The following is a 14,341-nucleotide window of genomic DNA, read 5'->3' as shown; positions in this document are numbered from 1 at the left end:
GCATTCGACCAGATCGATAACGCGCCGGAAGAAAAAGCTCGTGGTATCACCATCAACACTTCTCACGTTGAATACGACACCCCGACTCGCCACTACGCGCACGTAGACTGCCCGGGCCACGCCGACTATGTTAAAAACATGATCACCGGTGCTGCGCAGATGGACGGCGCGATCCTGGTTGTTGCTGCGACTGACGGCCCGATGCCGCAGACCCGTGAGCACATCCTGCTGGGTCGTCAGGTAGGCGTTCCGTACATCATCGTGTTCCTGAACAAATGCGACATGGTTGATGACGAAGAGCTGCTGGAACTGGTTGAGATGGAAGTGCGTGAACTGCTGTCTCAGTACGATTTCCCGGGCGACGACACGCCGATCGTTCGTGGTTCTGCTCTGAAGGCGCTGGAAGGCGACGCAGAGTGGGAAGCGAAAATCATCGAACTGGCTGGCTACCTGGATTCTTACATCCCGGAACCAGAGCGTGCGATTGACAAGCCGTTCCTGCTGCCGATCGAAGACGTATTCTCCATCTCCGGTCGTGGTACCGTTGTTACCGGTCGTGTAGAGCGCGGTATCATCAAAGTGGGCGAAGAAGTTGAAATCGTTGGTATCAAAGAGACTGCGAAGTCTACCTGTACTGGCGTTGAAATGTTCCGCAAACTGCTGGACGAAGGCCGTGCTGGTGAGAACGTAGGTGTTCTGCTGCGTGGTATCAAACGTGAAGAAATCGAACGTGGTCAGGTACTGGCTAAGCCGGGTTCCATCAAGCCGCACACCAAGTTCGAATCTGAAGTTTATATCCTGTCCAAAGACGAAGGCGGCCGTCATACTCCGTTCTTCAAAGGCTACCGTCCGCAGTTCTACTTCCGTACAACTGACGTGACTGGCACCATCGAACTGCCGGAAGGCGTAGAGATGGTAATGCCGGGCGACAACATCAAAATGGTTGTTACCCTGATCCACCCGATCGCGATGGACGACGGTCTGCGTTTCGCAATCCGTGAAGGCGGCCGTACTGTTGGCGCAGGCGTGGTTGCTAAAGTTCTCGGCTAATCGCTGATAACATTTGACGCAATGCGCAATAAAAGGGCATCATTTGATGCCCTTTTTGCACGCTTTCACATCAGAACCTGGCTCATCAGTGATTTTTTTTGTCATAATCATTGCTGAGACAGGCTCTGCTGAGGGCGTTTAGTCCGAAACGCAACACAGAGCATTTCGGTTTGGATTGCCTCGCATACGCGGGGTGAAAATGTTTGTAGAATACTTCTGACAGGTTGGTTTATGAGTGCGAATACCGAAGCTCAAGGAAGCGGGCGCGGCCTGGAAGCGATGAAGTGGGTCGTTGTTGTCGCATTGCTGCTTGTGGCTATTGTGGGCAACTACCTCTATCGCGACATGATGCTGCCGCTGCGTGCGCTGGCCGTAGTAATTCTGATTGCTGCAGCGGGTGGTGTCGCGCTGTTGACGACAAAAGGTAAAGCAACCGTTGCTTTTGCCCGTGAAGCGCGTACCGAAGTCCGTAAGGTCATTTGGCCGACTCGCCAGGAAACATTGCACACCACGCTGATTGTGGCTGCGGTTACCGCAGTAATGTCACTGATCCTGTGGGGACTGGATGGTATTCTGGTTCGCCTGGTATCCTTTATCACTGGCCTGAGGTTCTGAGATGTCTGAAGCTCCTAAAAAGCGCTGGTACGTCGTTCAGGCGTTTTCCGGTTTTGAAGGCCGCGTAGCAACATCGCTACGTGAGCATATCAAATTACACAATATGGAAGAGTTGTTTGGTGAAGTCATGGTGCCGACCGAAGAAGTGGTCGAAATCCGTGGTGGCCAGCGTCGCAAAAGCGAGCGCAAATTCTTCCCGGGCTACGTCCTGGTTCAGATGGTGATGAACGACGCAAGCTGGCACCTGGTGCGCAGTGTTCCGCGTGTGATGGGCTTCATCGGCGGTACGTCTGACCGTCCGGCGCCAATCAGCGACAAAGAAGTTGATGCGATCATGAACCGTCTGCAACAGGTCGGTGATAAACCGCGTCCGAAAACGCTGTTTGAACCGGGTGAAATGGTTCGTGTTAACGACGGTCCGTTTGCTGACTTTAACGGCGTTGTTGAAGAAGTGGACTACGAGAAGTCCCGCCTGAAGGTGTCTGTTTCTATCTTTGGTCGTGCGACCCCGGTAGAACTGGACTTTGCCCAGGTTGAGAAAGCCTAAGCAGCGATCAAAAAAGCGGCGATTTAATCGTTGCACAAGGCGCGAGATTGGAATACAATTTCGCGCCTTTTGTTTTTATGGGCCTGGCCCGTAAAACGATTTTTTTATATCACGGGGAGCCTGTTTTCAGGCGTTATACCCAAACGAGGAAATTGCAATGGCTAAGAAAGTACAAGCCTACGTCAAGCTGCAAGTTGCAGCTGGTATGGCTAACCCGAGTCCGCCAGTAGGTCCGGCTCTGGGTCAGCAGGGTGTAAACATCATGGAATTCTGCAAAGCGTTCAACGCAAAAACTGATTCCATCGAAAAAGGTCTGCCGATTCCGGTTGTTATCACCGTTTACGCTGACCGTTCTTTCACCTTCATTACCAAAACGCCTCCGGCAGCAGTTCTGCTGAAGAAAGCGGCTGGTATTAAGTCTGGTTCCGGCAAGCCGAACAAAGACAAAGTAGGTAAAATTTCCCGCGCTCAGCTGCAGGAAATCGCGCAGACCAAAGCTGCCGACATGACTGGTGCCGACATTGAAGCGATGACTCGCTCCATCGAAGGTACTGCACGTTCCATGGGCCTGGTAGTGGAGGACTAAGAAATGGCTAAACTGACCAAGCGCATGCGTGTGATCCGTGAGAAAGTTGATGCGACCAAACAGTACGACATCAACGAAGCTATCTCTCTGCTGAAAGAACTGGCCACTGCTAAGTTCGTAGAAAGCGTAGACGTTGCCGTTAACCTCGGCATCGACGCGCGTAAATCTGACCAGAACGTACGTGGTGCAACTGTACTGCCGCACGGTACTGGCCGTTCTGTTCGCGTAGCCGTATTTACCCAGGGTGCAAACGCTGAAGCTGCTAAAGCTGCTGGCGCTGAACTGGTAGGTATGGAAGATCTGGCTGAACAGATCAAGAAAGGCGAAATGAACTTTGACGTTGTTATTGCTTCCCCGGATGCAATGCGCGTTGTTGGCCAGCTGGGCCAGGTTCTGGGTCCGCGTGGCCTGATGCCGAACCCGAAAGTGGGTACTGTAACGCCTAACGTTGCTGAAGCGGTTAAGAACGCTAAAGCTGGTCAGGTTCGTTACCGTAACGACAAAAACGGCATCATCCACACCACCATCGGTAAAGTGGATTTTGACGCTGACAAACTGAAAGAAAACCTGGAAGCTCTGCTGGTTGCGCTGAAAAAAGCAAAACCGACTCAGGCAAAAGGCGTGTACATCAAGAAAGTTAGCATCTCCACCACCATGGGTGCTGGCGTTGCCGTTGATCAGTCCGGTCTGACTGCGACTGTGGCGAACTAATATTCGCCTTTACGTGGGCGGTGATTTTGTCTACAATCTTACCCCCACGTTTCTGTTGAAATAAACAGAACTCTATGCGAGTCATTTGAATTGTAGCAGCTAACGCGGCTACGGTTCAAAGGGCGAAGTCATAGACAAGATTTGTTCGTTGGAGCCTGGCCTATCCAGGCCTCCGTCGAAGACCGCAGGTGTTTCGTAAGAAACTTAATGCCCTGCGTAGACGGTGACAGAACGCTAAGATTATTTTTTATACTCTGGCTTGTTTCTGCTCACCGTATTAAGACGCTCTCCTCGTTGAGGAGAGTGAAGTGAGTTCCAGAGCATGAGCTCTGGCAAACATCCAGGAGCAAAGCTAATGGCTTTAAATCTTCAAGACAAACAAGCGATTGTTGCTGAAGTCAGCGAAGTAGCCAAAGGCGCGCTGTCTGCAGTAGTTGCGGATTCCCGTGGCGTAACTGTAGATAAAATGACTGAACTGCGTAAAGCAGGTCGTGAAGCTGGCGTTTACATGCGTGTTGTTCGTAACACCCTGCTGCGCCGCGTCGTTGAAGGTACTCCGTTCGAGTGCCTGAAAGACACGTTTGTTGGTCCGACCCTGATTGCATACTCTATGGAACACCCGGGCGCTGCTGCTCGTCTGTTCAAAGAGTTCGCGAAAGCGAATGCAAAATTTGAGGTCAAAGCCGCTGCCTTTGAAGGTGAGCTGATCCCGGCGTCTCAGATCGACCGCCTGGCAACTCTGCCGACCTACGAAGAAGCAATTGCACGCCTGATGGCAACCATGAAAGAAGCTTCGGCTGGCAAACTGGTTCGTACTCTGGCTGCTGTACGCGATGCGAAAGAAGCTGCTTAATCGCAGTTATCTTTATAACGCATCCGCTTACGTATAAACTTATTCTGATATTCAGGAACAATTTAAATGTCTATCACTAAAGATCAAATCATTGAAGCAGTATCCGCTATGTCCGTAATGGACGTTGTAGAACTGATCTCTGCAATGGAAGAAAAATTCGGTGTTTCCGCTGCTGCTGCTGTAGCTGTAGCTGCTGGCCCGGTTGAAGCTGCTGAAGAAAAAACTGAATTCGACGTAATTCTGAAAGCTGCTGGCGCTAACAAAGTTGCTGTTATCAAAGCAGTACGTGGCGCGACTGGCCTGGGTCTGAAAGAAGCTAAAGACCTGGTAGAATCTGCTCCGGCCGCTCTGAAAGAAGGCGTGAGCAAAGATGACGCTGAAGCTCTGAAAAAATCTCTGGAAGAAGCTGGCGCTGAAGTTGAAGTTAAATAAGCCAACCCTTCCGGTTGCAGCCTGAGAAATTAGGCTGATGGCTGGTGACTTTTTAGTCACCAGCCTTTTTGCGCTGTAAGGCGCCAGTAGCGTTTCACACTGTTTGACTACTGGTTGTCCTGACAATGCTTGTTTCTATCGACGACTTAATATACTGCGACAGAACGCCCGTTCTGTGTAAATCGCAATGAAATGGTTTAAGCGTGATAGCAACAGGCATTGCGGAAAGTATTCCATTTTCCGGTCAACAAAATAGTGTTGCACAAACTGTCCCTCCGCAGGACAGATGGGTCGACTTGTCAGCGAGCTGAGGAACCCTATGGTTTACTCCTATACCGAGAAAAAACGTATTCGTAAGGATTTTGGTAAACGTCCACAAGTTCTGGATGTACCTTATCTCCTTTCTATCCAGCTTGACTCGTTTCAGAAGTTTATCGAGCAAGATCCTGAAGGGCAGTACGGTCTGGAAGCTGCATTCCGTTCCGTGTTCCCGATTCAGAGCTACAGCGGTAATTCCGAGCTGCAATACGTCAGCTACCGCCTTGGCGAACCGGTGTTTGACGTTCAGGAATGTCAGATCCGTGGCGTGACCTATTCCGCACCGCTGCGCGTAAAACTGCGTCTGGTGATCTACGAGCGCGAAGCGCCGGAAGGCACCGTAAAAGACATTAAAGAACAAGAAGTCTACATGGGCGAAATTCCGCTCATGACCGACAACGGTACTTTCGTTATCAACGGTACTGAGCGTGTTATCGTTTCCCAGCTGCATCGTAGCCCGGGTGTCTTCTTCGACAGCGATAAAGGTAAAACTCACTCTTCCGGTAAAGTACTGTATAACGCACGCATCATTCCTTACCGTGGTTCATGGCTGGACTTCGAGTTCGATCCGAAAGACAACCTGTTTGTCCGTATCGACCGTCGTCGTAAACTGCCTGCGACCATCATTCTGCGTGCACTGCAATACACCACTGAACAGATCCTGGACCTGTTCTTTGAGAAAGTGATCTTCGAGATCCGCGACAACAAGTTGCAGATGGAACTGGTGCCGGAACGCCTGCGTGGTGAAACCGCCTCCTTTGACATCGAAGCCAACGGCAAAGTGTACGTCGAAAAAGGTCGTCGCATTACTGCGCGCCACATTCGCCAGCTGGAAAAAGACGATATCAAACATATCGAAGTTCCGGTTGAGTACATCGCGGGTAAAGTGGCGTCTAAAGACTACGTTGACGAATCAACTGGCGAGCTGATCTGCGCAGCGAACATGGAGCTGAGCCTGGATCTGCTGGCGAAGCTGAGCCAGTCTGGCCACAAGCGTATCGAAACGCTGTTCACCAACGATCTGGATCACGGCCCGTACATTTCTGAAACGGTACGCATCGACCCGACCAACGATCGTCTGAGCGCGCTGGTAGAAATCTACCGCATGATGCGCCCGGGTGAGCCGCCGACTCGTGAAGCGGCTGAAAGCCTGTTTGAGAACCTGTTCTTCTCCGAAGACCGCTATGACCTGTCTGCGGTTGGTCGTATGAAGTTCAACCGTTCTCTGCTGCGCGACGAAATTGAAGGTTCCGGTATCCTGAGCAAAGACGACATCATTGACGTGATGAAGAAGCTCATTGATATCCGTAACGGTAAAGGCGAAGTCGATGATATCGACCACCTCGGCAACCGTCGTATCCGTTCCGTAGGCGAAATGGCGGAAAACCAATTCCGCGTTGGCCTGGTGCGTGTTGAGCGTGCGGTGAAAGAGCGTCTGTCTCTGGGCGATCTGGATACCCTGATGCCTCAGGACATGATCAACGCCAAACCGATTTCTGCGGCAGTGAAAGAGTTCTTCGGCTCCAGCCAGCTGTCTCAGTTTATGGACCAGAACAACCCGCTGTCTGAGATTACGCACAAACGTCGTATCTCCGCACTCGGCCCAGGCGGTCTGACCCGTGAACGCGCAGGCTTCGAAGTTCGAGACGTACACCCGACTCACTACGGTCGCGTATGTCCTATCGAAACGCCTGAAGGTCCGAACATCGGTCTGATCAACTCCCTGTCCGTGTACGCACAGACTAACGAATACGGTTTCCTTGAGACTCCGTATCGTAAAGTCACCGACGGCGTGGTGACTGATGAAATTCATTACCTGTCTGCTATCGAAGAAGGTAACTACGTTATCGCTCAGGCGAACTCCAACCTGGATGACGAAGGCCACTTTGTAGAAGATCTGGTTACTTGCCGTAGCAAAGGCGAATCCAGCTTGTTCAGCCGCGACCAGGTTGACTACATGGACGTTTCCACTCAACAGGTGGTTTCCGTCGGTGCGTCCCTGATCCCGTTCCTGGAACACGATGACGCCAACCGTGCATTGATGGGTGCGAACATGCAACGTCAGGCGGTTCCGACTCTGCGCGCTGATAAGCCGCTGGTTGGTACCGGTATGGAACGTGCTGTTGCCGTTGACTCCGGTGTAACTGCGGTTGCTAAACGTGGCGGTACTGTTCAGTACGTGGATGCGTCCCGTATCGTTATCAAAGTTAACGAAGACGAGATGTACCCGGGCGAAGCAGGCATCGACATCTACAACCTGACCAAATACACCCGCTCTAACCAGAACACCTGTATCAACCAGATGCCGTGTGTTTCTCTGGGTGAGCCGGTTGAGCGCGGCGACGTGCTGGCTGACGGTCCGTCCACCGACCTCGGTGAACTGGCGCTGGGTCAGAACATGCGCGTAGCGTTCATGCCGTGGAACGGCTACAACTTCGAAGACTCCATCCTCGTTTCCGAGCGTGTTGTCCAGGAAGACCGTTTCACCACCATCCACATTCAGGAACTGGCCTGTGTGTCCCGTGACACCAAGCTGGGGCCGGAAGAGATCACCGCTGATATTCCGAACGTGGGTGAAGCTGCGCTCTCTAAACTGGATGAATCCGGTATCGTTTACATCGGTGCGGAAGTGACCGGCGGCGACATTCTGGTTGGTAAGGTAACGCCGAAAGGTGAAACCCAGCTGACGCCAGAAGAGAAACTGCTGCGTGCGATCTTCGGTGAGAAAGCGTCTGACGTTAAAGACTCTTCTCTGCGCGTACCAAACGGTGTTTCCGGTACGGTTATCGACGTTCAGGTCTTTACTCGCGATGGCGTAGAAAAAGACAAACGTGCGCTGGAAATCGAAGAGATGCAGCTGAAGCAGGCGAAGAAAGACCTGTCTGAAGAATTGCAGATCCTCGAAGCTGGCCTGTTTAGCCGTATCCACGCTGTGCTGGTTTCCGGTGGCGTTGAAGCTGAGAAGCTCGACAAACTGCCGCGCGATCGCTGGCTGGAACTGGGCCTGACCGACGAAGAGAAACAAAATCAGCTGGAGCAACTGGCTGAGCAGTACGACGAACTGAAACACGAGTTCGAGAAAAAACTCGAAGCGAAACGCCGCAAAATCACTCAGGGCGACGATCTGGCACCGGGCGTGCTGAAGATTGTTAAGGTATATCTGGCGGTTAAACGCCGTATCCAACCTGGTGACAAGATGGCAGGTCGTCACGGTAACAAGGGTGTAATTTCTAAGATCAACCCGATCGAAGATATGCCTTACGATGAAAACGGCACGCCGGTAGACATCGTACTGAACCCGCTGGGCGTACCGTCTCGTATGAACATCGGTCAGATTCTGGAAACCCACCTGGGTATGGCTGCGAAAGGTATCGGCGATAAGATCAACGCCATGCTGAAACAGCAGCAGGAAGTCGCGAAACTGCGCGAATTCATCCAGCGTGCGTACGATCTGGGCGCTGACGTTCGTCAGAAAGTTGACCTGAATACCTTCAGCGATGAAGAAGTTCTGCGTCTGGCTGAAAACCTGCGCAAAGGTATGCCGATCGCAACGCCGGTGTTCGACGGTGCGAAAGAAGCGGAAATTAAAGAGCTGCTGAAACTGGGTGACCTGCCGACTTCCGGTCAGATCACGCTGTTTGACGGCCGTACCGGTGAACAGTTCGAGCGTTCGGTAACCGTAGGTTACATGTACATGCTGAAACTGAACCACCTGGTCGACGACAAAATGCACGCTCGTTCCACCGGTTCCTACAGCCTGGTTACTCAGCAGCCGCTGGGTGGTAAGGCGCAGTTCGGTGGTCAGCGCTTCGGGGAGATGGAAGTGTGGGCGCTGGAAGCATACGGCGCAGCATACACCTTGCAGGAAATGCTCACCGTTAAGTCTGATGACGTGAATGGCCGTACTAAGATGTATAAGAACATCGTGGACGGCAACCATCAGATGGAACCGGGCATGCCAGAATCCTTCAACGTATTGTTGAAAGAGATTCGTTCGCTGGGTATCAACATCGAACTGGAAGACGAGTAATTCTCGCTCAAACAGGTCACTGCTGCCGGGGTAATACCCGGCAGCGGAATGTGCTAACTCCGACGGGAGCAAATCCGTGAAAGACTTATTAAAGTTTCTGAAAGCGCAAACTAAAACCGAAGAGTTTGATGCGATCAAAATTGCTCTGGCTTCGCCAGACATGATCCGTTCATGGTCTTTCGGTGAAGTTAAAAAGCCGGAAACCATCAACTACCGTACGTTCAAGCCTGAGCGTGACGGCCTTTTCTGCGCCCGTATCTTCGGGCCGGTAAAAGATTACGAGTGCCTGTGCGGTAAGTACAAGCGCCTGAAACACCGTGGTGTGATCTGTGAGAAGTGCGGCGTTGAAGTGACCCAAACTAAAGTACGCCGTGAGCGTATGGGCCACATCGAGCTGGCGTCCCCGACTGCTCACATCTGGTTCCTGAAATCTCTGCCGTCTCGTATCGGCCTGCTGCTCGATATGCCGCTGCGCGATATCGAACGCGTGCTGTACTTCGAATCCTATGTGGTTATCGAAGGCGGTATGACTAACCTGGAACGCCAGCAGATCCTGACTGAAGAACAGTATCTGGACGCGCTGGAAGAGTTCGGTGACGAATTCGACGCGAAGATGGGTGCGGAAGCTATTCAGGCCCTGCTGAAGAGTATGGATCTGGAGCAAGAGTGTGAAACTCTGCGCGAAGAGCTGAATGAAACCAACTCCGAAACCAAGCGTAAAAAGCTGACCAAGCGTATCAAACTGCTGGAAGCGTTCGTTCAGTCTGGTAACAAACCAGAGTGGATGATCCTGACCGTTCTGCCGGTTCTGCCGCCAGATCTGCGTCCGCTGGTTCCGCTGGATGGTGGTCGTTTCGCAACGTCGGATCTGAACGATCTGTATCGTCGCGTGATCAACCGTAACAACCGTCTGAAACGTCTGCTGGATCTGGCTGCGCCGGACATCATCGTACGCAACGAAAAACGTATGTTGCAGGAAGCGGTTGACGCCCTGCTGGATAACGGTCGTCGCGGTCGTGCGATCACCGGTTCTAACAAACGTCCTCTGAAATCTTTGGCCGACATGATCAAAGGTAAACAGGGTCGTTTCCGTCAGAACCTGCTCGGTAAGCGTGTTGACTACTCCGGTCGTTCTGTTATTACCGTAGGTCCATACCTGCGTCTGCATCAGTGCGGCCTGCCGAAGAAAATGGCGCTGGAGCTGTTCAAACCGTTCATCTACGGCAAGCTGGAACTGCGTGGCCTCGCCACCACCATCAAAGCCGCGAAGAAAATGGTTGAGCGTGAAGAAGCTGTCGTTTGGGATATCCTGGACGAAGTTATCCGCGAACACCCGGTACTGCTGAACCGTGCGCCAACACTGCACCGTCTGGGTATCCAGGCATTTGAACCGGTACTGATCGAAGGTAAAGCTATCCAGCTGCACCCGCTGGTTTGTGCGGCATATAACGCCGACTTCGATGGTGACCAGATGGCTGTTCACGTACCGCTGACGCTGGAAGCCCAGCTGGAAGCGCGTGCGCTGATGATGTCTACCAACAACATCCTGTCCCCGGCGAACGGCGAACCTATCATCGTTCCGTCTCAGGACGTTGTATTGGGTCTGTACTACATGACCCGTGACTGTGTTAACGCCAAAGGCGAAGGCATGGTGCTGACTGGCCCGAAAGAAGCTGAGCGTATTTATCGCGCTGGCCTGGCCTCTCTGCATGCGCGCGTTAAAGTGCGTATCACCGAATACGAAAAAGATGCTAACGGCGAATTCGTGGCGAAAACCAGCCTGAAAGACACGACCATCGGCCGTGCCATTCTGTGGATGATCGTACCGAAAGGTCTGCCTTTCTCCATCGTCAACCAGGCGCTGGGTAAGAAAGCCATCTCTAAAATGCTGAACACCTGCTACCGTATTCTGGGCCTGAAACCGACCGTTATTTTTGCGGACCAGACGATGTACACCGGCTTTGCTTATGCAGCGCGTTCAGGTGCATCCGTTGGTATCGACGATATGGTTATCCCGGAGAAGAAACACGAGATCATCTCCGAAGCGGAAGCCGAAGTTGCTGAGATCCAGGAACAGTTCCAGTCTGGTCTGGTAACAGCGGGCGAACGCTATAACAAAGTTATCGATATCTGGGCTGCGGCGAACGATCGTGTATCCAAGGCGATGATGGATAACCTACAGACTGAAACCGTGATTAACCGTGACGGTCAGGAAGAGCAGCAGGTTTCCTTCAACAGCATCTACATGATGGCCGACTCCGGTGCGCGTGGTTCTGCGGCACAGATTCGTCAGCTTGCTGGTATGCGTGGTCTGATGGCGAAGCCGGATGGCTCCATCATTGAAACGCCAATCACCGCGAACTTCCGTGAAGGTCTGAACGTACTCCAGTACTTCATCTCCACTCACGGTGCGCGTAAAGGTCTGGCGGATACCGCACTGAAAACAGCGAACTCCGGTTACCTGACTCGTCGTCTGGTTGACGTTGCGCAGGATCTGGTGGTAACTGAAGACGACTGCGGTACTCACGAAGGTATCCTGATGACTCCGGTTATCGAGGGTGGCGACGTTAAAGAGCCGCTGCGCGATCGCGTACTGGGTCGTGTGACTGCTGAAGACGTACTGAAGCCGGGCACCGCAGATATTCTGGTTCCGCGCAACACGCTGCTGCACGAACAGTGGTGTGACCTGCTGGAAGAGAACTCTGTTGACGCCGTTAAAGTGCGTTCCGTTGTATCCTGTGACACCGACTTTGGTGTATGTGCGCACTGCTACGGTCGTGACCTGGCGCGTGGCCACATCATCAACAAAGGTGAAGCTATCGGCGTTATCGCGGCACAGTCCATCGGTGAGCCGGGTACACAGCTGACGATGCGTACGTTCCACATCGGTGGTGCGGCATCTCGTGCGGCTGCTGAATCCAGCATCCAGGTGAAAAACAAAGGTAGCATCCGTCTGAGCAATGCGAAGTCGGTTGTGAACTCCAGCGGTAAACTGGTTATAACCTCCCGTAACACCGAGCTGAAACTGATCGACGAATTCGGTCGTACCAAAGAGAGCTATAAAGTGCCTTACGGTTCTGTTATGGCGAAAGGTGATGGTGAGCAGGTTGCCGGCGGCGAAACCGTTGCAAACTGGGACCCGCACACCATGCCGGTTATCACCGAAGTAAGTGGTTTCGTCCGCTTCACTGACATGATCGACGGCCAGACCATTACTCGTCAGACTGACGAGCTGACCGGTCTGTCTTCTCTGGTGGTTCTGGATTCCGCTGAGCGTACTACGGGTGGTAAAGACCTGCGTCCGGCGCTGAAAATCGTTGATGCTCAGGGTAACGACGTTCTGATCCCTGGCACCGATATGCCTGCGCAGTACTTCCTGCCGGGTAAAGCGATTGTTCAGCTGGAAGATGGCGTACAGATCAGCTCTGGTGACACCCTGGCGCGTGTTCCTCAGGAATCCGGCGGTACCAAGGATATTACCGGTGGTCTGCCGCGCGTTGCTGACCTGTTCGAAGCGCGTCGTCCGAAAGAGCCGGCAATCCTGGCTGAAATCAGCGGCATCATTTCCTTCGGTAAAGAAACCAAAGGTAAACGTCGTCTGGTTATCACCCCGGTAGACGGTAGCGAGCCGTACGAAGAGATGATTCCGAAATGGCGTCAGCTCAACGTGTTCGAAGGTGAACGTGTAGAACGTGGTGACGTGGTTTCCGATGGCCCGGAAGCGCCGCACGACATTCTGCGTCTGCGTGGTGTTCATGCTGTTACTCGTTACATCGTTAACGAAGTACAGGACGTATACCGTCTGCAGGGCGTTAAGATTAACGATAAACACATCGAAGTTATCGTTCGTCAGATGCTGCGTAAAGCCACCATCGAAAATGCAGGTAGCTCCGACTTCCTGGAAGGCGAGCAGGTTGAATACTCCCGCGTCAAGATCGCTAACCGCGACCTGGAAGCGAACGGCAAAGTGGGTGCAACGTTCTCCCGCGATCTGCTGGGTATCACCAAAGCGTCTCTGGCAACCGAGTCCTTCATCTCTGCGGCATCGTTCCAGGAGACCACGCGTGTCCTGACCGAAGCAGCCGTTGCGGGTAAACGCGACGAACTGCGTGGCCTGAAAGAGAACGTTATCGTGGGTCGTCTGATCCCGGCAGGTACCGGTTATGCGTACCACCAGGATCGTATGCGTCGCCGTGCTGCGGGTGAACTCCCGGCTGCACCGCAGGTGACTGCTGAAGATGCGTCTGCCAGCCTGGCAGAACTGCTGAACGCAGGCCTGGGCGGTTCTGATAACGATTAATCGTTGCTGACCATAATAAAAAAACCCGCTTCGGCGGGTTTTTTTATGCCTGATGGCGCTTTGCTTATCAGGCCTACGGATTACGGGGTGAACTTGTAGGCCGGATAAGGCGTAGCCGCCATCCGGCAACGGGTCTGCGGTACGCTTTAATTCACCAGCGGCAACCGACGGTAAAGCTCAATCATATCCCCCGCCAAATCCTGAATAACCATTGCGTTCATCAGATGATCCTGGGAATGAACGGTGATCAGATTAACAGGCAGTTTTCCGGTTCCTTCATCAATCCCAATCAGCTTTGTCTGGATGCCGTGTGCCAGTTTGACAAACTCGCGCGACTCTTCCATCGCTTTCTCGGCGCCAGCAAAATCGCCTTTTCGCGCCAGTTGCAGTGCGGTCAGTGCCGAACTACGGGCTGCGCCTGCGTTGACCAGCAGCTCCATGATGATCGTCTCTAACTCTTCCATGCTATTACTCCATGAGCTTGAGGGCTTTTTCCAGCACGGCATCGCCTTTCATCATGCCGTAATCCATCATGTCGATAACCGCGACCTTTTTACCTAAGGGGTCGGCAAGCGCCTGCAATTTCGCCTGTTCATACTTGACCTGAGGGCCAAGCAAAACAATATCCGCAGTGGCGATGTTTTCTTTAAATTCAGCCACCGGAACAGCTTTGATACTGACTTCAACCCCTTTCTTCTGAGCGGCGTCTTTCATCCGTTGCACCAGCATGCTGGTGGACATCCCGGCGGCACAGCATAAAACGATATTCTTCATAATCGGCTCTCACGGTTCCCTTGGTTCTTCATCTTTAGCCTGTGGCCGGGGGGAGAACAACCGTCTTAAAGTGAATGTGTGTAAAGCATCACACAAAAACTGAAACCGGTTGCAGTAATCCGATG

The 14,341-nt window shown here is 52.7% G+C and carries 11 protein-coding genes; 9 read left to right on the top strand and 2 right to left on the bottom strand.

What is annotated here, in order from left to right; translation table 11 throughout:
* The 9 genes from tuf to rpoC all read left to right on the top strand — a co-directional run.
* The coding region (gene tuf, locus OGV82_RS05665) for an elongation factor Tu (protein ID WP_286450944.1) at positions 1-1,050 on the top strand (1,050 nt) is incomplete at its 5' end.
* Positions 1,051-1,281: 231 nt separating this feature from the next.
* Positions 1,282-1,665 carry a preprotein translocase subunit SecE gene (gene secE / locus OGV82_RS05660; RefSeq protein WP_012133816.1) on the top strand — a complete coding sequence of 128 codons (384 nt, stop codon included), beginning with the start codon at positions 1,282-1,284 and terminating at the stop codon, positions 1,663-1,665.
* A 1-nt stretch (position 1,666) separates the two neighbouring features.
* Complete coding sequence (gene nusG, locus OGV82_RS05655) at positions 1,667-2,212, top strand: transcription termination/antitermination protein NusG (protein WP_003862341.1); 546 nt, start codon at positions 1,667-1,669, stop codon at positions 2,210-2,212.
* A 157-nt stretch (positions 2,213-2,369) separates the two neighbouring features.
* Positions 2,370-2,798, top strand: coding sequence for a 50S ribosomal protein L11 (gene rplK, locus OGV82_RS05650; RefSeq protein WP_012133815.1), 429 nt, complete (start codon positions 2,370-2,372; stop codon positions 2,796-2,798).
* 3 nt (positions 2,799-2,801) lie between these two features.
* Positions 2,802-3,509: a 50S ribosomal protein L1 gene (gene rplA / locus OGV82_RS05645; protein WP_012133813.1), complete on the top strand. Its 708-nt coding sequence runs from the start codon at positions 2,802-2,804 to the stop codon at positions 3,507-3,509.
* Positions 3,510-3,864: 355 nt separating this feature from the next.
* A complete protein-coding gene (rplJ, locus tag OGV82_RS05640) occupies positions 3,865-4,362 on the top strand; it encodes a 50S ribosomal protein L10 (protein ID WP_004097644.1) in 498 nt (165 codons plus the stop codon).
* A gap of 66 nt (positions 4,363-4,428) precedes the next feature.
* Positions 4,429-4,794, top strand: a complete 366-nt coding sequence (gene rplL / locus OGV82_RS05635; protein ID WP_012133812.1) for a 50S ribosomal protein L7/L12 — start codon at positions 4,429-4,431, stop codon at positions 4,792-4,794.
* 319 nt (positions 4,795-5,113) lie between these two features.
* Positions 5,114-9,142 carry a DNA-directed RNA polymerase subunit beta gene (rpoB, locus tag OGV82_RS05630; protein WP_024130652.1) on the top strand — a complete coding sequence of 1,343 codons (4,029 nt, stop codon included), beginning with the start codon at positions 5,114-5,116 and terminating at the stop codon, positions 9,140-9,142.
* Between the two features lie 76 nt (positions 9,143-9,218).
* Positions 9,219-13,442, top strand: a complete 4,224-nt coding sequence (gene rpoC / locus OGV82_RS05625; RefSeq protein WP_012133810.1) for a DNA-directed RNA polymerase subunit beta' — start codon at positions 9,219-9,221, stop codon at positions 13,440-13,442.
* A gap of 146 nt (positions 13,443-13,588) precedes the next feature.
* On the opposite strand, the gene OGV82_RS05620 is transcribed toward rpoC, so the two are convergent.
* Both OGV82_RS05620 and OGV82_RS05615 read right to left on the bottom strand, forming a co-directional pair.
* On the bottom strand, positions 13,589-13,906 hold the full coding sequence (locus OGV82_RS05620; RefSeq protein WP_012133809.1) for a PTS lactose/cellobiose transporter subunit IIA: 318 nt from the start codon (positions 13,904-13,906) through the stop codon (positions 13,589-13,591).
* A 4-nt stretch (positions 13,907-13,910) separates the two neighbouring features.
* Positions 13,911-14,216: a PTS sugar transporter subunit IIB gene (locus tag OGV82_RS05615; RefSeq protein WP_012133808.1), complete on the bottom strand. Its 306-nt coding sequence runs from the start codon at positions 14,214-14,216 to the stop codon at positions 13,911-13,913.
* Positions 14,217-14,341: the final 125 nt, after the last annotated feature.

The organism is Citrobacter sp. CK191 (assembly GCF_030333435.1).
In the GTDB taxonomy this organism is placed as follows: Bacteria; Pseudomonadota; Gammaproteobacteria; order Enterobacterales; family Enterobacteriaceae; genus Citrobacter_B; species Citrobacter_B koseri.
Note: the sequence above shows the minus strand (reverse complement) of the source record. Positions and strands in the feature narration are given on the sequence as shown.